At 68.3% G+C, this 20,555-nt stretch carries 17 protein-coding genes; all 17 read right to left on the reverse strand.

All coding sequences use genetic code 11. The annotated features are described in order from the left end of the window. Positions 1-1,537: HAMP domain-containing methyl-accepting chemotaxis protein (locus tag BN1263_RS05140; RefSeq protein WP_144435326.1), on the reverse strand; the 1,537-nt coding region annotated here is incomplete at its 3' end. Positions 1,538-1,924: 387 nt separating this feature from the next. Beyond that, entirely contained in the window at positions 1,925-3,913 is a 1,989-nt protein-coding gene (locus tag BN1263_RS05145; RefSeq protein WP_058980002.1) for a chemotaxis protein CheA, read from the reverse strand. A 45-nt stretch (positions 3,914-3,958) separates the two neighbouring features. After that, a complete protein-coding gene (locus tag BN1263_RS05150; protein WP_005409521.1) occupies positions 3,959-4,324 on the reverse strand; it encodes a response regulator in 366 nt (121 codons plus the stop codon). Next, entirely contained in the window at positions 4,321-4,629 is a 309-nt protein-coding gene (locus tag BN1263_RS05155; protein ID WP_019659587.1) for an STAS domain-containing protein, read from the reverse strand. Before BN1263_RS05155 ends, BN1263_RS05150 begins: the two co-directional genes overlap by 4 nt. A gap of 169 nt (positions 4,630-4,798) precedes the next feature. Next, positions 4,799-5,998 (reverse strand): chemotaxis protein CheW, encoded by a 1,200-nt coding sequence (locus BN1263_RS05160; protein ID WP_058980004.1) that lies wholly within the window; start codon positions 5,996-5,998, stop codon positions 4,799-4,801. Next, positions 5,995-6,777 (reverse strand): ParA family protein, encoded by a 783-nt coding sequence (locus tag BN1263_RS05165; RefSeq protein WP_058980005.1) that lies wholly within the window; start codon positions 6,775-6,777, stop codon positions 5,995-5,997. Before BN1263_RS05165 ends, BN1263_RS05160 begins: the two co-directional genes overlap by 4 nt. Positions 6,778-6,781: 4 nt before the next feature. Further along, positions 6,782-7,798: a flagellar motor protein MotD gene (gene motD / locus BN1263_RS05170; protein WP_058980007.1), complete on the reverse strand. Its 1,017-nt coding sequence runs from the start codon at positions 7,796-7,798 to the stop codon at positions 6,782-6,784. 1 nt (position 7,799) lies between these two features. Beyond that, a complete protein-coding gene (locus tag BN1263_RS05175) occupies positions 7,800-8,540 on the reverse strand; it encodes a flagellar motor protein (RefSeq protein ID WP_010482457.1) in 741 nt (246 codons plus the stop codon). Between the two features lie 103 nt (positions 8,541-8,643). Then, positions 8,644-10,476 carry a chemotaxis protein CheA gene (locus BN1263_RS05180; RefSeq protein WP_026346971.1) on the reverse strand — a complete coding sequence of 611 codons (1,833 nt, stop codon included), beginning with the start codon at positions 10,474-10,476 and terminating at the stop codon, positions 8,644-8,646. A 2-nt stretch (positions 10,477-10,478) separates the two neighbouring features. Continuing rightward, a complete protein-coding gene (locus tag BN1263_RS05185) occupies positions 10,479-11,084 on the reverse strand; it encodes a protein phosphatase CheZ (protein ID WP_058980009.1) in 606 nt (201 codons plus the stop codon). After that, a complete protein-coding gene (cheY, locus tag BN1263_RS05190; protein WP_005413247.1) occupies positions 11,084-11,476 on the reverse strand; it encodes a chemotaxis response regulator CheY in 393 nt (130 codons plus the stop codon). The genes BN1263_RS05185 and cheY overlap by 1 nt, the downstream gene beginning before the upstream one ends. 57 nt (positions 11,477-11,533) lie before the next feature. Further along, on the reverse strand, positions 11,534-12,277 hold the full coding sequence (locus BN1263_RS05195) for an RNA polymerase sigma factor FliA (RefSeq protein ID WP_058980011.1): 744 nt from the start codon (positions 12,275-12,277) through the stop codon (positions 11,534-11,536). Then, positions 12,274-13,161, reverse strand: coding sequence for a MinD/ParA family ATP-binding protein (locus tag BN1263_RS05200; RefSeq protein WP_005409532.1), 888 nt, complete (start codon positions 13,159-13,161; stop codon positions 12,274-12,276). The genes BN1263_RS05195 and BN1263_RS05200 overlap by 4 nt, the downstream gene beginning before the upstream one ends. Then, positions 13,148-14,764: a flagellar biosynthesis GTPase FlhF gene (flhF, locus tag BN1263_RS05205; protein ID WP_058980013.1), complete on the reverse strand. Its 1,617-nt coding sequence runs from the start codon at positions 14,762-14,764 to the stop codon at positions 13,148-13,150. Before flhF ends, BN1263_RS05200 begins: the two co-directional genes overlap by 14 nt. A gap of 145 nt (positions 14,765-14,909) precedes the next feature. Further along, the gene (gene flhA, locus BN1263_RS05210) at positions 14,910-16,970 is read right to left on the reverse strand and encodes a flagellar biosynthesis protein FlhA (RefSeq protein WP_180832666.1); all 2,061 of its coding nucleotides are present in this window, start codon (positions 16,968-16,970) and stop codon (positions 14,910-14,912) included. A 44-nt stretch (positions 16,971-17,014) separates the two neighbouring features. Beyond that, positions 17,015-18,145: a flagellar biosynthesis protein FlhB gene (flhB, locus tag BN1263_RS05215; RefSeq protein WP_058980016.1), complete on the reverse strand. Its 1,131-nt coding sequence runs from the start codon at positions 18,143-18,145 to the stop codon at positions 17,015-17,017. Positions 18,146-18,303: 158 nt separating this feature from the next. Beyond that, the gene (locus BN1263_RS05220) at positions 18,304-20,439 is read right to left on the reverse strand and encodes a putative bifunctional diguanylate cyclase/phosphodiesterase (protein ID WP_058980018.1); all 2,136 of its coding nucleotides are present in this window, start codon (positions 20,437-20,439) and stop codon (positions 18,304-18,306) included. Positions 20,440-20,555 lie beyond the last annotated feature (116 nt).

The raw sequence follows: 20,555 nt of genomic DNA on the forward strand, positions 1-20,555 counted from the left end.
CATGGGCGCCGATGGCGAGCTGGTTGGCCTGGCGGGCGTGTTCGGCGTTCTGGCGCACGGTGGAGGTCAGTTCCTCCATCGAGGCGGCAGTCTCTTCCAGGTTGGCGGCCTGCTGCTCGGTACGGCGCGACAGGTCGCTGTTGCCGGACGCGATCTCGCCAGCGGCGAGGGTGATGCTGGAGGCACTGGCCTGGATCTGGCTGACGATCTGGGTCAGCTGTGCGACGGTGGTGTTGGCGTCGTCACGCATGCGCGCGAACACGCCGTTGAACTGGCCGTCCATGCGTGCGGTCAGGTCGCCGGCGGCGATCGACTGCAGCAGCTGCGAGAGCTGGCCGAGGTTGCCGTCGGCGACCTGCATCATGCTGTTGAGCTGCTCGATCATCACGCGGAAATCGTGATCGAAGCGCTGCGCGTCACCGCGCTGGCTGAAGTCGCCCGCAGCGGCGGCCGAGGCCAGGTGCTGGATCTGCGTGTTGATGGCCAGCAGGCTGGCCTTGGCGGCGTCCATCGATTCGTGCAGGATCGCGCGGCTGCCTGGCAGGCGGCGGGCGTCCGGAGCAAGGTTGCCGATGGCGTACTGGTTGAGCACTTCAATGGCATCGACGATCGCATCGAGGTGTTCGAAGATCACCGTGTTGATGCCGCTGGCCAGCTGGCCGTAGACGCCCGGGAAGTCTTCCGGAATACGGTGGCTGATGTCCGGGCCGGCATGCATCTGTGCCATCAGCTGCGTCTGCTCGCTGAAACGGCGCAGCATTGCGGTCATTTCGGCCGTGGCCGTAAGCATCCTGCCGGCTTCGTCCCTGCTGGTGGCCTGGGTGCTGACGCTGAGATCGCCGCGGGCGACCGCCTGGATGGCATGCACGGCCTTGCCCAGCGGGCCGGTGACCGCGCGCGAGATGACGATGGCCAGCGCGGCGGCCACCAGCGACAGCAGGATGATGCAGCCGATGATGGCGATCATGCTGTTGCGATGGGTGGCGTTGGCGTCGGCGATCTTGCCGTCCATCTGCCCGGCGATATGGGCGCCCAGTGCCTTCATCGCAGCGAACAGGTCGCGGCGCGCCGGGCGTGACTGCTCGTCGGAGATCTGCCGCGCCAGGACGCCGTCACCGGCGGTCACGGCGTCGCGCATCGCCTTGTTGGCGGCGAAGTAGCGATCCAGTTGCGCGCTGGCTGCGCGATACAGTTCACGCTCCTTGTCCAGCGCCGGCAGCGCCGCGTACGCCGCCAGTTCGTCATGTACGGCCTTGGCGGTGTCGTCCATGCGCTTGTTGTAGTCGGCCACCTTTTCCGGCTGGTCGAGCATGCTCAGCTGGGCCAGTTCGTAGGTGCGGAACTCCCCGAGCTGCGAGCGCGCCTCGCCCAGGTGCTGGACCGAGGGGATATCGTTGCCAGCCATGTCGCGTAGCTGCGCGTTGGCTTCGCTCAGTCGCAGCAGGGCGAACGCGCCGAGGATCAGGGTCATCAACGTGGTGAGGGTGAACCCCACAGCCAGCTTGCGGGCGATGGGCAGATCTTGGAACCACTTCATGCAGGGTGCTCCAGGTGGGCAGAGTGCCGGCGTCTGTGCGCCGGTTTGGGGGTGGTTGCAGAGCGAACGGTGGTTCCCGGTGGGGTTCGGTGACGGCCGTCAATGCGAAATAGCGGCGCAGTTTCGATGGACTTTATGGACGCAGATCACATTCGGATGCGTAGGGAGGGCAGCACGGAAGCGTTGCAGCGACGCGGTTTTCGATTGGATAAAGTGGTTGCGACAGCAACTAGCGTGCCGACGGAGTTCACGATTTGGTTTCGGGGTGCCGTCCCGCAGTCAGATTCCGTTCCTGCGGAAGGGAATCTGACCCCCCCTGGCAGGCCGAACACAAACGAAAACCGCCGCCCCGAGGGGCGGCGGTCCATGGTTCGCATGCAGCGTGGATCAGGCCGCTTGCGGCATCCGCAGCGAGCGCACCAACCCACCGATGTCGACGATCAGCGCGACCCGGCCGTCGCCGAGGATGGTGGCGCCGGATACTCCGCCGATGCGGCGGTAGTTGTTCTCGATGTTCTTCACCACGACCTGCTGCTGGCCGACCAGTTCGTCCACCTCCAGCGCGATCTTCTGGCCATCACCTTCGACCACCACCACCAGCGATTCGCTGCCGGGTGCGCGGTTGCCGTAGCCGTAGTACTCGCTCAGCGAGAGGATCGGCAGGTACTCGCCACGCACGCGCAGCACGCGGCCCTCGCCGGCCATGCTGCGGATGTCCTCGGCCTGCGGCTGCAGCGCCTCCAGCACGTACGCCAGGGGCAGGATCAGGGTTTCGCCGGCCACCGCTACGGTCATGCCGTCGAGGATGGCCAGGGTCAGCGGCAGGCGGATCAGCGTGCGGGTGCCGGTACCGAGGCTGCTTTCGATCTGCACCTCGCCGCCCAGTGCCTGGATGTTGCGGCGGACCACGTCCATGCCGACACCACGCCCGGACAGGTCGGTGACCGCATCGGCCGTGGAGAAGCCTGGCTGGAAGATCAGGTCCCAGACCTGTGAATCGGTCGGGTTGTCCGGCACGGCCAGGCCGCGTTCGTGAGCCTTGGCCAGGATCTTGGCGCGGTCCAGGCCACGGCCATCGTCGCTGACTTCGATGACGATATGGCCGCCCTGATGCGAGGCTGCCAGCGTGATCGTGCCGGTCTCGTCCTTGCCAGCACCGCGGCGGACGTCGGGCATTTCCAGGCCGTGGTCGATCGAGTTGCGTACCAGATGCACCAGCGGATCGGCGATCTTCTCGATCAGGCCCTTGTCCAGTTCGGTGCCTTCGCCGACGGTGCGCAGGCGGACCTGCTTGCCGAGGCGGCTGGACAGGTCCCGGACCAGGCGCGGGAAGCGGCGGAACACCGCATCGACGGGCAGCATGCGCACGCCGATCACCGCTTCCTGCAGGTCGCGGGTGTTGCGTTCAAGCTGGTCCAGGCCGGCGAACAGGCTCTCGGCGTGGACCGGGTCCAGCGCGTGCGAGACCTGCTTGAGCATGGCCTGGGTGATGACCAGTTCGCCGACCAGGTTGATCAGCGCATCGACCTTGTCGACGCTGACGCGGATCGAGGTTTCCGCTTCCTGGCTGGCACCACCGCTGGCGGCAGGCACGGCCGGTGCCGACGGTGCCGCTGCGACCGGAGCGGGGGCCGCTGCCGCCGGGGCCTGGGTGGCCAGGCTTGGCGGCGCGGCCGGACGGATGTCCAGTTCGCAGTCGTCCAGCACCCAGGCGAAGGTGTCTTCGATCTTGCTGCGCGGCACCTTGCCGACCAGGCCCAGATCCCACGCCAGGTGGGCCTCCAGCGGGTCGAGCTGGGCGAAGCCGGGCAGGCGTTCCATGCGCGCGGCGACCTGCAGCGAGCCGAGGTGTTCCAGCTCGCGGATGATGCGCAGCGGGTCGTTGCCGCTCATGAACAGCGACGGCGCTGGAGTGAAACCGATCTGCCAGGCTTCGGGGGTATCGTCCACCTTGGCCGCTGCCGCGACCGGAGCGCTCGATGCGGCCTGGCCGGAGAGAACGGCTTCCAGGCGCGCCTTCACTGCGGCGACAGCGGCGGGGTCGGCAGCCTGGCCGTGTTCGGCTTCGCGCAGCAGGGCGCGAAGCACGTCCACCGAAGACAGCATGGCGTCGACGGCATGGCCTTCCAGCGCCCGCTTGCCGGCACGCAGCTCATCGAGCAGCGTTTCCAGCACGTGGGTCAGGCCGGCGATGGCATCGAAGCCGAAGGTGCCGGCGCCGCCCTTGATCGAATGGGCGGCGCGGAACACCGAATTGATGATCTCCGCGTCCTGCTGCCCCGATTCCAGGGCCAGCAGGCCAGCCTCCATCGCGTCGAGGCCTTCGCGGCTCTCCTCGAAGAAGGTGGCGTGGAAGCGTTGCAGGTCCATGCTCATGGCAGTGGCGTTCCGGAAGCGAAGAAGGGGAGCGGTGCGGGGCGATCAGCCCAGCACTTTCTGCACGGTGGCGACCAGCTGTTCGGGATTGAACGGCTTGACCAGCCAGCCGGTGGCACCGGCGGCCTTGCCTTCGGACTTCTTGTCGGCGGCCGATTCGGTGGTCAGCATCAGCAGCGGGGTGAACTTGTAGTCCGGCAGCTGGCGCAGTTCGCGGATCAGCGCGATGCCGTCCATGTTCGGCATGTTGACGTCGGTGACCACCGCATTGAAGCGCTGGCCCTTGGCGCGACCGAGCGCGACCGCGCCGTCTTCGGCTTCTTCGACGGCAAAACCGGCCGAGGTGAGGGCGAAGGAAACCATCTGGCGCATCGACGCCGAATCGTCCACCACCAAGATACGTGCGCTCATGCAGCGTTCTCCACAGATTTCAGGTTGTCATGGGTTGCGTCCAGGCCCAGGGCCTGGGTGACGCCCAGCAGGCGCGCGGCGTCACGGAAGGTTGCGGTGCAACCGTGGAAGCCGGTGCCCAGGCCTGCCTCGCGGCGGGCCTGCACGAATGCACACAGCACCTGCACGGCGGCCGTGTGGATGCGGGCGACCTGGCTTGCATCCAGGGTCAGCTCGCCTGCCTGCGCCACCAGCGGGGCGAGGCGGTTCTTGAGCTCGGTGCTGCTCTCGATGCCGAGATCCCCACCCAGTTCGACAGTGCTCATCGTTGCTCCGGACAAACGGTTCCGTGATCCATAACGGCACCCCGGCAGGGTTCTTTAGGGGAATCGACGCGGTGCGCCGATGCGGTGTTGTTCGGGGACGGGAGATGCCAATGCTGCGCATCGGCACCTGCAGTCCCCGACAGGCACCGCGTCGGCGCAAAGCGCCGACTCAACTCAACAGCCGTGTGGCGTCGAGCAGGATCATCGGACGCTGGCTGACCCGGGCGACGCCACGGAACAGGTCGTTGGAAATCTGGCAGATGCGCGCGGTATCAGGCGGCTCGATCTGCGAGTCGGTAAGGTTGGCGACATCTTCCACCGCCGACACGCGCAGGCCGATGGTTTCGCCGTCTTCCTCCAGCACCACGATGCGGGTCTGCGAATCGTCTTCGGCAGCGGCCGCACCCAGGTGCAGGCCGAGATCCATCACCGGTACCACCTGGCCCCGAAGGTTCATGATGCCGAGCATCGCTGGTGCGGTGCCGCGCAATGGCAGCAGGGGAACTGGCAGCACCACTTCCTGCACCTTCAGCAGTTCCAGCGCATAAGCCTGGGTGCCGCAACGCAGGCGCAGCCAGCGCGAGGTGCGCTCGCCGGCGCGGCGGTTCTGCGGATGCGGGCTGCTGGCGGGCTGGAGAGCCTGTGCCTGCAGTTCCTGCCAGGTGCCGGGACGGTTGGTGGCCGGGGCATCCACGGCAACGCGGGGCGGCGGCGCGACGGCAGCGGGCGCAGCCGGGGCAGGCGCGGGTGCAGGGCGCGCTACCACGGCCGGGGGCGGCGTGGGGACATCCGCGCCGCCGGCAGCGGCCTCGAACGCAGCCTGCAGGCCGGGGCTGTCAGTGTGGGCGAGGTGATGGCTGTCGGCCGCGTCGGTCTCGTAGATCACTTCGTCGGGCAGGTCGTCCCAGGTGGGCTCCGGGCCGGCCTTGGCCGGGGCCGTCTCGTGGATCACCTCGTCAGGCAGATCATCCCAGGTCGGTTCCCGCTCGGGAGCGGCGACCGGCATTGCGGCGGCCTCGAAGGCGGCCTCCAGTGCTGCGTCGTCCTCTGCCGGTGCAACGGCAACAGTCTCCGTTTCGTAGATCACCTCGGCAGGCAGATCGTCCCAGGTGGGTTCGCGGCCGGCCGTTGCGGCGGCCTCGAAGGCGGCTTCGAGCGCGGCGTTGTCCGCGGCAGGCGCCGCGGCGACGGTGTCGGTTTCGTAGATCACCTCGGCCGGCAGGTCATCCCAGGTCGGCTCATGTTCCGGTTGCGATATGCTGGCCGGGGCCGGGGCGACGCTGTCCGGCGTTGGAAGCACGACGGCCGGAGCGATCGCTTCGCCCAGCAGTTCGTCCAGATAGTCGTCCAGTACGCCGGTGCTGTTCATGCGGCCTGCTCCAGGGCGCGGGCATCCTGAGCGAGGATCCAGTTCAGTGCGCGGCGATAGGCGGCCAGGCCGCGGCCCGGGTACTCCTCACCAACGCTGGGCAGGGTCAGGCCTGCGGCATTGCTGATGCGGGTGTCGATCGGAATGGCGTCTTCCCACACGCGGGTGCCATGGCGATCCTGCATGGTGCGCAGCGACTCGTTGCCGGCGCGGGTGCGGCGGTCGAACAGGGTCGGCAGGATCGAGATCGGCAGCGGGCGGCGGCGCGAGCGCTCGACCATCTCGCCGGTGCGGACCATGCCGTCCAGGCCATGCAGGGCCAGCGGCTCGGCCTGGGTGGGGATGATCAGGCGGTCGGCAGCGGCCAGCGCGTTGATCATCAACAGGCCAAGGGTGGGGGCACAGTCCAGCAGGATGTAGTCGTGCTGGCCCTGGTGGCGCGCCAGTGCGTTCTGCAGGGCCAGGCCGAGGCCGGGCTGGTTGGCGCTGCGGCGCTCCAGCGTGGCCAGCGCCGACTGCGCGCAGACATAGTCCAGGCCTTGGATGCTGCTGGCATGGCACAGGCTGGAAAGATCGACCGGCGGAGCGCCGAACAGTTCCAGCACGCCGGCCGGCGGCGGATCCACCGGTACGCCGAAGGCGCGGCTGAGCGAGGCGTGCGGATCGAGATCGATCAGCAGCACGCGATGGCCGAGCGCGGCCAGGCCGCGGCCGAGGGCGAGGGTGGTGGTGGTCTTGCCGACTCCGCCCTTCTGGTTGGCGATTGCCCAGATGCGCATCGGTTTACTCCTTCATTGCCGGGGGAACGGCGGCGCCGACGCGGCTGCCAGCCGGCACCGGCGGCAACTTCACCGGTGCGATGGGGGAGGTGGGGGCGCTGGCCGGAGTTGCGGCGGCTTGTTCGGTGGTGCTGTTGTCGACGGGGCCGGTGGCCGCATTGAGGCGCTGGCCGAGCGGATCCACCGAATGCGAGGTGTCGGCCAGGATGATGACCATCACCCGGCGGTTGCGGTTGCGCCCCTGCGCGCTGTCGTTCTCTTCGCGCGGACGAAACTGGCCATAGCCGACCATCGCCAGCCGCGACGGCTGCACGCCCTGGTCGGCGAACAGGTGCACCACGCTGGCCGCGCGGCCGGCCGACAGTTCCCAGTTCGAAGGGAAGGTGGCGGTGGCGATCGGCACGTTGTCGGTATGGCCTTCCACGCGCACGCTGTTGGGCACGTCACGCAGCACCTCGGCCAGGCTGGCCAGCGTCTGCCGTGCATGCACGTCCAGCGCGGCCGAGCCGGTGGGGAACAGGATGTCGCTGTTGATCTCCACTTCAATCCACAACTCGGTGCGGCGCACGCTGATCATGCCGCGGTCGATCAGCGGCGCCAATGCAGCGGTGAGGCGGTCGGCGATGCTGTTGAGCTGGCGCTCGGCACGGGCGATCTGTTCCTGGTTGTGCACGGAGACCGGCATGCGCATCTGCGAGGCCATCGACGGCAGCAGGGTCGGGTCGTGCGACGGCGCCGGCGCGGACGGGCCGATCTTGGTGCCGGACTTGATCACCGAAGGGCTGTCCCAGCCGCCACCCTGCACCTGCTTGTTCCCCACCTGCACCGGGTTGATGGTGCGCGGTGCGCCACCGAAGGCATCGGTGAGCGCGTCGGCCATGATCCGGTACTTGCCCTCGTTGACCGAGGAGATCGCGTACATGACCACGAAGAAGGCGAGCAGCAGCGTCATCAGGTCGGCATAGGGGATCGCCCATGCTTCATGGTTGGCGTGCTCTTCGTGGTGCTTGCGGCGGGCCATGTCAGTGCAGGAAGCCGGAAAGGTTGGTTTCGATGTTGCGCGGGTTCTCGCCCTGGGCGATGGAAATCAGGCCTTCAATGACCATTTCGCGGTCGCGGGTGTTGTGCGAGATCACACTCTTGAGCTTGGCAGCCACCGGCAGGAACAGCAGGTTGGCCGAGGCGATGCCGTAGATGGTGGCGGTGAATGCTGCGGCGATGCCGTGGCCGAGCTTGCTCGGGTCGGCCAGGTTCTTCATCACCGCGATCAGGCCGAGCACGGCGCCGATGATGCCGAGGGTCGGGGCGTAGATGCCCATCGCTTCGAAGACCTTGGCGCCGGCCTGGTCCTGGTGTTCCTGGCTGCCCAGTTCGATTTCCAGCATGTGCCGCATCGATTCGGGCTCGACGCCGTCCACCAGCAGCTGCAGGCCCTTGCGCAGGAACGGGTCCTGCTGCGCTTCCACCTGCGATTCCAGGCCCAGCAGGCCCTGGCGGCGGGCGATGTTGCTCCACTCGACGATCTGCTGGATCAGTTCACGGCGATCGCTGTGCGGCGGGCGCACGACCCAGCGCACGATCTTGAACGCATGCTTGAACACCGCCGGCGAGGTATGCAGCAGGATCGCGGCAACGGTGCCGACGATGACGATCACGAACGCCGCAGGCGACCACAACGACGCCAGGCCGGCGCCCTTGAGGATGCTGCCGCCGACCAGCGAGGCCAGGGCGAGAAAGAGTCCAATGAGGCTGAGTCTATCCATGGTTCCGGTATCGGCGTGTATGAATGGGACTTGAGACACCGGTAGATCGCGTACAGACGGTAGTCACAGTTTTTCGGGTCGCCGGGCATGGCCCTGGCGGGGTTCAACGCAGCCCGTCCACGTCCAGGATCAGGGCCATGCGACCGTCGCCGATCAAGGTTGCACCGGCATAACCGCGCAGGCCGCGCAGGGCCTTCGGCAGTGGCTTGATGACCACTTCCTCACGCCCGCGCACCTGGTCCACGACCAGCCCGAAGCGGGCTTCGCCGGCCTGCAGCACCACGATGGTCAGCAGGGTTGACGCGGCCGGCGTCACATCCAGCCACTGGCGCAGGTCGACCAGCGGCAGGGTGTGCGAGCGGCGATCAAGCACGGCGCGGCCATCGAACCAGCCCAGCGAGGTGCGCGGCGCGTGCAGCACTTCCATCACGCGTGCCAGCGGTAGCGCGTAGACGTCCTCGCCGGCCTGCACCAGCAGGGTCGGCAGGATCGCGAGGGTGAGCGGCACGCGGATCAGGAAGCGGCTGCCACGACCCAGTTCCGACTGGATCTGGATCTGGCCGCTCAGTTCGCGGATGCGCGACTGCACCACGTCCATGCCGACGCCACGGCCGGAGATGTCGGTGACCTGCTGCTTGGTCGAGAAGCCGGGCAGGAACACCAGGTGCAGGCATTCCTCGCTGCTCAGGCGGGCGGCGGCTTCCGGATCGATCAGGCCTTTCTCACGCGCCTTCGCGCGCAGCTTCTCCGGGTCGATGCCGGCGCCATCGTCCTGCACCTCGATGCTGACGTAGTCACCTTCCTGCTGCGCCGACAGGCGTACATGGCCCATCCGCGGCTTGCCCTGCGCCTCGCGCAGGTCGGGCATTTCCACACCGTGGTCGATGGCGTTGCGGACCAGGTGCACCAGCGGGTCGGCCAGGGCCTCGACCAGGTTGCGGTCGAGCTCGGTCTCGGCACCGATCAGCTCCAGGTCCACTTCCTTCTTCAGCGAGCGGGCAACGTCGCGGGCGACCTTGGGGAACCGCGAGAAGACCTTGCCCACCGGCTGCATGCGGGTGCGCATCACCGCCGATTGCAGGCGCGCGGTGGCGATATCCAGCGTCGACACGGCGCGGTCCAGCTCTTCATCGCGCAGGCGTGCACGCAGGGTCTTGAGCCGATTGCGCGACAGCACCAGTTCGCCGATCAGGTTGACGATCGCGTCCAGGCGTTTGGTATCAACGCGCACCGTGTGTTCGGCCTCGGCCAGCGGCTTGGCCGCCGGCTTGGCCACGGGTGCCGGTGCAGCGACCGGGCGCGGCGCGGGCGCCGGCGCCGGTGCCAGGACTGCAGCAGGCTTGGCACCCGGTGCGGCGCCACCGTGCAACTGGTCGAGCAGGGCTTCGAACTCGTCCTCGCTGATCAGGCCGTCGTCGGCTTTTTTTGCCGGCGCGATCGCAGTCGGAGCATTGCCACCGTGCAGCTGGTCGAGCAGCGCCTCGAATTCGTCGTCGGTGATCAGGTCGCTGCCCCCCGCGGCGGGTGCTGCTGCGGCGGCGGGCGCAGCCACGGCCCCCCCGTGCACGTCGAACTGGGCGATCAGGTCCGGCGGCGCATAGCCCGGCTCGGTGCCGGACGACACGGCGTCCAGCATCGACTGCAGGTAATCCAGTGATTGCTGGGCCGCGTCGAAGTGGTGGGCCTGCAGCACGGCCTGGCCGGCGCGCGCCGCGCCCAGCGCCTCCTCAGCGGCGTGGCACAGCTCGACCATGGCAGTGACGCCGAGGAAGCCGGCGCCGCCCTTGAGCGTGTGGTAGCCGCGGAACACCGCATTGAGCTGGTCGCTGTCCTGCGGTGCCTGCTCCAGCGACACCAGCTGTTCGCCGAGGCGGTCCAGGATCTCCTGCGCCTCGATGATGAAATCGGCAGTGATGTCGTCGGATACCGCGCTCATGCTTACAGCCCCAGATCCGACAACAGGTCGTCGGCGTCGTTCTGCGAGACCGCGTGGCGGTCCAGTCCCTTCAGTGCCGGCCCGGCCAGTGCCGGGTCGGTGCGATGCTGTTCCGGCGGCAGGCCGAGTGCGCCGAAGCCCTCGTGCACGCGGCGGACGATGCCGACCACGCGACGGATGATCTGCCCGGTCAGGTCCTGGTAGCTCTGGGTCAGGGCGATCTCGGTCAGGTTGTGGCGGATGCGCTCGAGCTGCGCGTCCTGGCCTGGCTGCAGGCCTTCGGCACGCAGCTGTTCGGTCAGGCTGCGGCATTCCTCGGCCAGGTCCAGGGTGAGGTGGGTGGCCTGTTCGGTCATCGCCACCACGTGGTCCAGGCGTGCGCAGGCGTCGTCCAGCTCACCGGCCTCGCTGGGCACAGTCGGCAGCTCACCCAGTGCCTGCCCCAGCTCGCGGGCCAGCCGCGAGAGGCCGCTCATCATCGGCTGCGTACGCAGCGCGACCAGTCCGTCGATGCGCTGCCGCCAGGCGGCCTCGTCACCGGACTCGAGTGCGTCCAGGGCTTCCTGCAGGCGCAGGGCGAGGGCGCTCTTGTCGACCGTGGTATCCATCAGGCGCTGGCCGCCAGGCGTTCGAAGATCTTGCCGAGCTTCTCTTCCAGCGTCTGCGCAGTGAACGGCTTGATGATGTAGCCGTTCACGCCGTTCTGGGCGGCTTCGATGATCTGTTCGCGCTTGGCTTCGGCGGTGACCATCAGCACTGGCAGGGTCTTCAGCTTGGCATCGGCACGGATCGCCTTCAGCAGCTCGATGCCGGTCATCACCGGCATGTTCCAGTCGGTGACCACGAAATCGAACGGCTGGCTCTGCAGCAGCGACAGCGCGGCATGCCCGTCCTCGGCTTCGGCGGTATTGGTGAAGCCCAGATCGCCCAGCAGGTTCTTGACGATCCGACGCATGGTCGAGAAGTCATCGACGATCAGGATGCGCATGTTCTTGTTCAAAGCAGAGTTCCTTTGTTGTTCATTCCGGGCGGCCGGGGGCAGCCGCCTCGGGCATGTTCATTCTTCCAGGCCGGCGTCCGCCGCCTCGAAAATCTTGAGCCGGCCACGCAGGCGCAGCACCGCCTGGCCGTGGATCTGGCAGACCCGCGACTCGCTCACGCCGAGCACCGCGCCGATCTCCTTCAGGTTCAGTTCCTGCTCGTAGTAGAGCGAGAGCACCAGCTGTTCGCGCTCGGGCAGGTGGCCGATGGCCTTGCCCAGCTCGCGGCCGAATTCACCACGCTCCAGCACCTGCTGCGGCGTCGGGCCGCCCTGGGCGACGGTGTCCAGCTCGCCCTGGTCCTCGATGCGCGACTCCAGGCTCAGCACCTGGCCACGTGCGGCGTCTTCCATCAACCGCAGGTATTCGGGCAGCGGCATCTCCATCGCGGCGGCCACTTCGGTGGCGCTGGCGGCACGGCCGGTGCTCTGTTCCAGGCGGCGGATGGTGGCGGCGGCATCGCGTGCACGGCGGTGCACCGAGCGCGGCACCCAGTCGCCACGGCGGATCTCGTCGATCATCGAACCGCGGATGCGGATCGAGGCATAGGTCTCGAACGAGGCGCCCTGGTCGGCGTCGTAGCTGCGCGACGCTTCGATCAGGCCCATCATGCCGGCCTGGATCAGGTCGTCCACTTCAACGCTGGCCGGCAACCGCGCGGCCAGGTGGTGGGCGATGCGCCGCACCAGGTCCGAATGCTGGGCGATGACCTCGTTGGCCGCCGAGCGCTGGACTTCCCTGTACTGGGCTGCGCCTTTCATGCGGCCACCCCGCGCTGCTTGAGGATGCGCTCGAGGAAGAACTCGACGCCGCCACGCGGTTCGGTCGGCGCCTGCCAGCGTGCGGTGCGACGCGCGATCTCGGTGATCGCCAGCGCGGCCGGGCTGGACGGATAGGCCTTCACCACCGGCTGCTGGCGCTGCACCGACAGGCGCAGCCAGTCATCCTGCGGCACGCAGCCCAGGTAGTTCAGCGAGACATCGGCGAGGAACTTCTCGCAGACGCGGGTCAGCTTTTCGTACAGCACGCGGCCCTCGTTGGGGTCGCGCACCATGTTGGCCACTACCTGGATGCGGTCCACGCCGCGTTCGCGAGAAAGCACCTTGATCAGTGCGTAGGCGTCGGTGATCGAGGCCGGTTCGTCACAGACCACCACCACGGTGTCCTGCGCGGCCTGGCAGAAGGTCAGCACGCCGTCGGTGATGCCGGCGGCGGTATCGACCACCATGATGTCCAGCTCGCGTTCCAGTTCGGAGAACACGTTGACCAGGCCGACATGCTCGGCCGGGGCCAGCTCGGCCATGTGCCGGCGGCCGGAAGCGGCCGGGACCACCAGCACGCCGTTCGGGCCTTCGACGATGACGTCGTCCAGCGAGCAGCGGCCGGCCACCAGGTCGGCCAGCGTAAAGGTGGGGTTCAAGCCCAGGATCACGTCGATGTTGGCCAGGCCCAGGTCGGCGTCCAGCAGCAGCGTGCGCTTGCCCATGCCCGCCAGCGCCACAGCCAGGTTGGCCGAGACGTTGGTCTTGCCCACGCCGCCCTTGCCGCCGGTTACCGCGATGGTGCGCACAGGGCCGAGCGGCTCGCTGCGGGTGGCCGACAGCGGGAAGGTCTTGGTCAGCTTGGCGTACTCACGCGACGGCATGGTTCAACTCCGGGTTGCAGGGCATATCGGCCGCGCGGCGCAAATCTTCAAGGCGAAGTACGAGATTGGCCGCACTGGCCCGGTGCAGGTCCTCCGGAACGTCCTGGCCATCGGTCACCCAGGTGATCGGGAGGGCGTGGTCCACGGCCACCGACAGGGCGTTGCCGAAGCGGCCGGTCTCGTCCAGCTTGCTCAGCACCAGGCCCTGCAGGTTGGCGGCGCCGAAGCGGCGGACCACCTCGTCCATGTCGCCGAAGCTGGTGTTGGCCGGCAGCACCAGTAGGGTGCGTACCTGCCGGGCGGCGCGCAGCCACTGCAGCTGCGCGGCCAGCGCGCGGTCGCGCGGGCCCAGGCCGGCGGTGTCGATCAGCACCAGCTTGTAGTCCTTCAGGCGTTCCAGCAGCTGGTCCAGGTCGGTGCCGCTGTTGGCCTCGTGCACCGCGATGCCGAGCTGGCGGCCGTAGCCGTACAGCTGCTCGCGGGCGCCGATGCGGGTGGTATCGGTGGTCACCAGGGCCACGTCGCGCGGCGCATGCTTCTCGGCGAAGCGCGAGGCCAGCTTGGCGATGGTGGTGGTCTTGCCGGCGCCGGTCGGGCCGACCAGGGCGATCACGCCGCCTTCTTCCAGCGGGTCGACCGGGGCGATCGGCAGCTTGCGCGAGATCAGCCCCAGCATCAGGCCGCGGCCACGATGGGCTTCGGTCTCCAGCGGGATCTGCATGGCCACGTCGCGGGCCAGCCCGGCGTCGAAACCGTACTCGTCCATCAGGTCCAGCGCGGTGGCGCGCACCGGGCTGCCACGCAGGCGCTCGTCGGTGAAGCGGTTCATCTCGCGCTCGATCACCTGGCGCATGCCGGCCACTTCCTGGCGCAGCTGGCGGATCTCGGCGTCGTCCTGGGCAACCACGGTCAGCGTCGGTGCCGGGGCCAGCATGGGGGCCGGGCTGGCTTCGCCGGCGGCTTCGGCCGCTGCCGGTTCGCTGGCGGCGATCCCGAGCTGCGCTTCGGTCACGGCAGCGGTCGGCAGCGGCGGCGGCTGCACGGCCGGGGCCACGCTTTCGTGATGCATGTCGCGCGGCGGGTCGATCTGGAAGCGGGCGCGGTTGGCCGGCACGGTGGCGGCCGGTGCAACGATGGCCTCGGCGAACGGGGCGAAGCTCTGTTCGGGCAGCGCCGGTTCGTTGACGGCGGCGCGCGCCAGGGTGGCGGCGAAGCCAGTGCTGCCACGGGTCGGCACGATCTCGTCGGCGCTGTCCAGGGTACGGCCGGTGGCCCCAACGGCCGCACGGGCGAGGGCGGCCACGGCCGAGGTGGTGGCGGCGACCGGTTCCGGCGCGGGGGTGCTGCTGCGGCGGCGGGTGACCGCGGCGATCACCGCGTCAGCAGCGGTGCGCGGCTTGGGTGCCGGCGGCGGTGCGACATCACGGCGCGAGGCTTCCAGTGCACGCTGCACGGCGCTCTCGTCATAGTTGGCCGCGGCGACGATCTCGACGCCTTCCTCGATCCGGCGGTTGGACAGGATCACGGCGTCAGGACCATGTTCCTTGCGCACCAGGTTCATGGCCGAGCGCATGTCGGCGGCGACGAATCGTTTGATTTTCATGCTGTGGTCACGAGGCGAAGACGGCGGAGTGGCGGCTGGGGAACTCGGGTGGTCGGTGGTCTGCACGGTGCGGGTTCCCCTTGGTATCTGTCTGTTGCGTTGGTTCGAAGGTGGTGTCTGTTTTCTGGCGCGTCGGCGGGCGGCGTCAGCTGATCGTTCCGACCAGCTTCAGGCGCTTGTCCTCCGGCACCTCGCTGTAGGCCAGGACCGACAGCGACGGAACGCTGTGGCGGACCAGGCGTGCCAGCGCGGCGCGCACCGGGCCAGGTACCAGCACGACCGCGGGCTCGTTGCGGGCTTCCTGCTTGCTGACACATTCGGCCAGGCTCTGGTGCAGTCGCTCAGCGAGTCCGGGTTCCAGCGCGGCGCCGTTGCCCTGCGTGGACTCCTGCAAGACACGTTCCAATTGCGGGTTGAGGGTGAACACCGGCAGCTCCGCCGACATTCCGGCGATCTCCTGCACGATGAAGCGGCCCAGGGCGGTGCGCACGGCGGCGGTCAGCACGGCCGGGTCCTGGCTGCTGGGCGCATGTTCGACCAGTGCCTCGGCGATCTTGCGCAGCTGGCGGATCGGAATGCGCTCGACCAGCAGGTTCTGCAGCACGCGCACCACCGCCGACAGCGGCAGCGCCTTCGGCGTCAGATCTTCGACGAGCTTGGGCGCGCTCTTGGCCAGGTTGGCCAGCAGGTGTTGCACTTCCTCATGGCCGAGCAACTCAGGTGCGTGCTCGCGGATCAGGTGCGAAAGGTGGGTGGCGACCACGGTGGCCGGGTCGACCACCGTGTAGCCCAGCGTTTCGGCCTGGGCACGCTGGTGCGGTTGGATCCAGGTGGCATCGAGGCCGAACGCGGGGTCCTTGCCGGCGATGCCTTCCAGCGTGCCAAGCGCGCTGCCCGGGTCCAGCGCGAGCTCGCGGTCGGGGTGGATCTCGGCGGTGGCCACCGGCACGCCGTGCACCAGCACGCGGTAGCCGTTGGCGGGCAGTTCCAGGTTGTCGCGGATGTGTACCGATGGAATCAGGAAGCCGACATCCTGGGTCAGCTTGCGGCGCACGCCCTTGATGCGCGCCATCAGTTCGCCGCCCTGGTTGCTGTCCACCAGCGGAATCAGCCGGTAGCCGACCTCCAGGCCCAGCGGATCGACCGGGCGCAGTTCGTCCCAGCTCAGTTCGGCGGTGGGCGCCGGCGCGGCCGGGCGGCCGAGGGCGCTGAGCGCCGCCGGGTCCTTGCCCGTTGCGGCGGCATCGGCGGCGGGGGCCTGGGTCTTGCGGTACAGCTTCCAGGCAATGAAGCCGAGGATCGACGCCAGCGTCAGGAAAGCGACGTTGGGCATGCCCGGCACCAGGCCCACCAGGCCGATGATGCCGGCGGTGATCGCCAGCGCCCGGTACTGGCCGAACACCTGGCCGGTCATGGCCTGGGCCATGTCCTGCGAGCGCGAGGCGCGGGTGACCAGCATCGCCACCGCACTGGAGACCAGCAGCGCCGGCAGCTGGGCCACCAGGCCGTCACCGATCGACAACAGGGTGTAGGTGGCAGCGGCTTCACCGAAGGGCATGCCATGCTGCAGCACACCCACGGCCAGGCCGCCGAGCATGTTGATGAACAGGATCAGGATGCCGGCGATGGCGTCGCCGCGGATGAACTTGCTGGCACCGTCCATCGCACCGTAGAAGTCGGCTTCCTCGCGGACTTCTTCGCGGCGCAGCTTGGCTTCTTCACGCGTCAGCAAACCGGCGTTGAGGTCGGCGTCGATCGCCATCTGCTTGCCGGGCATCGCGTCGAGGATGAAGCGCGCGGTCACTTCCGAGACCCGGCCGGCGCCCTTGGTGATGACCACGAAATTGATGATGGTCAGGATCGCGAACACCACGATGCCGACCGCGTAGTTGCCGCCGATCACGAATTCGCCGAAGGCGGCGATGACCTTGCCCGCGGCATCGTGGCCGTTCTGGCCGTTCAGCAGGATCACGCGGGTGGAGGCCACGTTCAGCGCCAGCCGCAGCATGGTGGTGATCAGCAGCACGATCGGGAAGATGGTGAAGTCCAGCGGGCGCTTCACGTAGACCACCGCCAGCAGCACCATCAGCGAGATGGCAATGTTGAAGGTGAACAGCGCATCGAGCACCGGCGCGGCCAGCGGCACCACGACCATGGCCAGCAGGGCCAGCACGATCAGCGGCGCGCCAAGACCCTGGCGGATCATTTCCAGGGCGCGGCGGGTGTTGAAGCCGGTGGAGGGCTGGGCGCTCACGGGCGGCCTCCCTTGCCGAATTCATCCACCTGGATGTGCGGGGCGTCCGGCATCGGGCCAGTGCGCCACGCGCGCAGCTGGTAGACGTAGGACAGGACCTGGGCGACGGCCGAATACAGTCTCACGGGGATTTCCTTTCCGAGTTGGCCCTCCCGATACAAGGCGCGTGCCAAAGGTGGGGCAGAGACGATCGCGACCTTGTTGCCGTCGGCCACTTCACGGATGCGCAGGGCGGTCTCGTCCACGCCCAGGGCGACCACGGTGGGGGCGTTCATGGCGCCGCCCTCGTACTTCAGGGCCACCGCGTAGTGGGTGGGGTTGACCACCACCACGTCCGCCGTCGGTACCGCTTCCATCATCCGGCGGTTGGCCATCTGCTGCTGCAGCTGGCGGATGCGGCCCTTGACCTCGGGGCTGCCCTCGCTTTCCTTCATTTCCCGGCGCAGCTCTTCCCGGGTCATCTTCAGCTTGCGCATCCAGTTCCAGCGCTGGTACGGCGCGTCGATGGCGGCCAGCACCAGCATCGCGCCGGCGGTGGCCAGCAGCAGGCGCAGGGTGAAGCCGAGGCCGTCGGTGATGGCCGTCTCCAGCGGGCGGTGGATCAGGCCGCGCAGGGTGTCAAAGCCGGTCCAGACCACCAGCCCGGCGGCGACGCCGACGAAGGCCACGCGCAGCAGCGATTTGGTGAACTCGGCAATGGCCTCCGGGCCGTACAGGCGCTTGAGCCCGCTCATCGGGTTCATGCGGTTGATGTCGGGCATCAACGCCTTCTGCGACCAGCGCAGGCCGCCCATCACCAGCGGGGCGACGAAGCTGGCCAGCAGGCAGACCAGCACCAGCGGTGCGATCACCAGCATGAACTGCAGCAGCAGGTCGCCGAAGTGGCCGAACAGTTCCTTCGGGTTCTGCCGCAGGCTCTGTTCCGGGCTCAGCGCCTGCTTCATCCAGGCGCTGGCACCGCGTCCGATCGAGCCACTCATGGCCATCACCGCCAGCACGCCGGCGCCGAACACGGCGGCCGTGCCCAGTTCGCGCGAGCGCGGCAGGTTGCCCTGTTCGCGGGCGTCGCGCAGGCGTTTTTCGGTGGGTTGTTCGGTCTTTTCGCCGGCGGATTCGTTCTCGGACATCACGGGCACTGCGGCAGGGGTTGCCGGGGTGCGTGCAAGAACTGTTCCGTGATGGGGTGTTGCCTATCCACGCGCGGCGCGGATCTATTTGTAGAGCCGAGCCCATGCTCGGCCATGTTTGGATCGGGCGCGAAGAGCAGCCGAGCGCAGGCTCGGCTCTACAGGGGAGCGTTGTCGCTGGACGGTGGGCTCTGCGCCAGCTCCACCCGCGGCCGGGGCAGGTCGTGCAGCTGCATGAAGCGCGCCGCGTCGACCGGGCGGCCGAGCAGGTAGCCCTGCAGGTAATCGCATCCCAGCCGCTCCAGGTAGGCGCGCTGGGCGGCCGTCTCCACGCCCTCGGCGACGATGTCCATGTCCAGCGCATGGCCCAGCGCCACGATCGCCGAGACGATCACCACGTCCTCTGCACTGTGTTCCAGGTCGCGCACGAACGCATGGTCGATCTTGATCTCGGTGGCCGGCAGCCGCTTCAGGTACAGCAGGCTGGAATAGCCAGTGCCGAAGTCATCGATGGATATGCCTACGCCCAGCGCCGACAGCGCCTGCAGCAGGCGCAGGCTGGTGTCGGTATCGCGCATCACCGTGCTTTCGGTGATTTCCAGCACCAGGTGGCGCGGAGCGATGTTGTGGCGTTCGATCACCGCGCGCACATCCTGCAGCAGGTGCGGCGAACTGAACTGCACCGGCGACAGGTTCACCGACATCGTCCAGCCTTCGTGACCGGCATCGTGCCAGCGCCGCAGTTGCAGGCAGGCCTGGTCCAGCGCCCAGCGCCCGATCTCGTTGATCGCGCCGCTGCGCTCGGCCAGGCGGATGAACCGATCGGGCGGAATCAGGCCATGCTCCGGATGGTGCCAGCGGATCAGCGCTTCGGCACCGGCCACCTTCTGCGTGGCCACGCGGATCTTGGGCTGGTAGTGCAGGAACAGCTGCTCGCTGCCAATGGCCCGGCGCAGGTCGGCCAGCAGCCGGAACTGTTGTTCGGCGCTGTCATTCATCCAGTCGGCGAACAGCACGAAGGCGTTGCGTCCGGATTCCTTGGCCTGGTACATCGCCGCATCGGCAAACGCCATCAGCTGCCGTTCGCTGGCAGCGTGGTCGGGGCAGATCGCCACGCCGATGCTGGCGGTTACCTGCAGTTCGTTGTCCGGCAGCAACGGGCCGCTGCCCACCGCCTGCAGGATGCGCCGGGCGAGGGTGGGCAGGTCCTCGTCGTGTTCGATGCGTACCACCAGCACGAACTCGTCACCGCCCAGTCGTGCCAGCATATCGTTGGGCCGCAGCAGCTGGCGGGTGCGCTCGGCCACCGCCACCAGCAGTGCATCGCCGGCCTGGTGGCCGTAGGCATCGTTGACCTGCTTGAAGCCGTCCAGGTCCATGAACATCACGGCGAAACGGCTGCCGCCCTGCTCGGCCTCGGCCAGTGCCTGCACGATGCGACGCTGCAGCAGCAGGCGGTTGGGCAGGCGGGTGAGCGGATCATGCAGTGCGGCCTGGGTCAGTTCCTGCTGCGCATCGGTCAACGAGGTGCTCAGCATGGAGTTGCGCAGTCGCAGCAGCTGCGCCTCCACCCGCTGGTCCAGCCAGGACACCACCAGCACCACCGCGAGGATCGCCACGGACAGCACCACCACCAGCATGGCCAGCCATTCGCTCTGCAAGCCGTCGCCGACGGCTGCGCCGCAGATGCTGCCCTCCGGAAAGCGAGCGGCGGCCATGCCGGTGTAGTGCATGCCGACGATGGCCAGGCCAAGCAGGCCGGCGGCCGCCAACCGGTCACCGACGCGGGTGCGCTGCCCACGCAGGCGGAACGCCACGTACAGCGCGGTCCACGACGCGGCCACCGCCACCACCAGCGAGAGCAGCAGCCAGCCCGGGTCGTAGTCGATCCCGGGCTGCATGCGCATCGCCGCCATGCCGACGTAGTGCATGCCGGCAATGCCGGTGCCCATCAGCAGGGCACCGCCAGCCAATCGCGGATGGGGCAGGGTGCGCAGCGAAACCAGCCACAGCGCGAACACCGATGAGGCGATGGCCAGGGCCAGGGAGAGCAGGGTGATCGGCAGGTCGTAGCCGAGCGGAATGGGCAGATCGAAGGCGAGCATGCCGATGAAGTGCATCGACCAGATGCCCAGGCCCATGGCGAAGCCACCACCGAGGCGCCACCACCAGGCCGCGGCCTTGCCGGGCGCGGTAATCGTGCGCCCGGCCATTGCCAGTGCAGTGTAGGAAGCCATCACGGCTACCAGCAGCGAGATTGCGACCAGCCACGGGTTGTACGTGCCTACCAGCATTCGTCAGTCTCCCGGACCTGCCTGTCGACGGAAACCACGGTGGGGCATGCATGAGGCAGGCCGACGCAGGGCGGCGGCCACGTGCGGCATCCCCCCGGTTGCCGCGCATTCACTCT

This window comes from Stenotrophomonas thermophila, assembly GCF_001499715.1.
GTDB classification, from domain to species: Bacteria; Pseudomonadota; Gammaproteobacteria; order Xanthomonadales; family Xanthomonadaceae; genus Stenotrophomonas; species Stenotrophomonas hibiscicola.

Coding starts and splice junctions, on each gene's coding strand:
- BN1263_RS05145 (WP_058980002.1), bottom strand. CDS start 3,913: ATGAGCATGGACCTGCAACGCTTCCACGCCACCTTCTTCGAGGAGAGC.
- BN1263_RS05150 (WP_005409521.1), bottom strand. CDS start 4,324: ATGAGCGCACGTATCTTGGTGGTGGACGATTCGGCGTCGATGCGCCAG.
- BN1263_RS05155 (WP_019659587.1), bottom strand. CDS start 4,629: ATGAGCACTGTCGAACTGGGTGGGGATCTCGGCATCGAGAGCAGCACC.
- BN1263_RS05160 (WP_058980004.1), bottom strand. CDS start 5,998: ATGAACAGCACCGGCGTACTGGACGACTATCTGGACGAACTGCTGGGC.
- BN1263_RS05165 (WP_058980005.1), bottom strand. CDS start 6,777: ATGCGCATCTGGGCAATCGCCAACCAGAAGGGCGGAGTCGGCAAGACC.
- motD (WP_058980007.1), bottom strand. CDS start 7,798: ATGGCCCGCCGCAAGCACCACGAAGAGCACGCCAACCATGAAGCATGG.
- BN1263_RS05175 (WP_010482457.1), bottom strand. CDS start 8,540: ATGGATAGACTCAGCCTCATTGGACTCTTTCTCGCCCTGGCCTCGCTG.
- BN1263_RS05180 (WP_026346971.1), bottom strand. CDS start 10,476: ATGAGCGCGGTATCCGACGACATCACTGCCGATTTCATCATCGAGGCG.
- BN1263_RS05185 (WP_058980009.1), bottom strand. CDS start 11,084: ATGGATACCACGGTCGACAAGAGCGCCCTCGCCCTGCGCCTGCAGGAA.
- BN1263_RS05195 (WP_058980011.1), bottom strand. CDS start 12,277: ATGAAAGGCGCAGCCCAGTACAGGGAAGTCCAGCGCTCGGCGGCCAAC.
- BN1263_RS05200 (WP_005409532.1), bottom strand. CDS start 13,161: ATGCCGTCGCGTGAGTACGCCAAGCTGACCAAGACCTTCCCGCTGTCG.
- flhF (WP_058980013.1), bottom strand. CDS start 14,764: ATGAAAATCAAACGATTCGTCGCCGCCGACATGCGCTCGGCCATGAAC.
- flhA (WP_180832666.1), bottom strand. CDS start 16,970: ATGATCCGCCAGGGTCTTGGCGCGCCGCTGATCGTGCTGGCCCTGCTG.
- flhB (WP_058980016.1), bottom strand. CDS start 18,145: ATGTCCGAGAACGAATCCGCCGGCGAAAAGACCGAACAACCCACCGAA.
- BN1263_RS05220 (WP_058980018.1), bottom strand. CDS start 20,439: ATGCTGGTAGGCACGTACAACCCGTGGCTGGTCGCAATCTCGCTGCTG.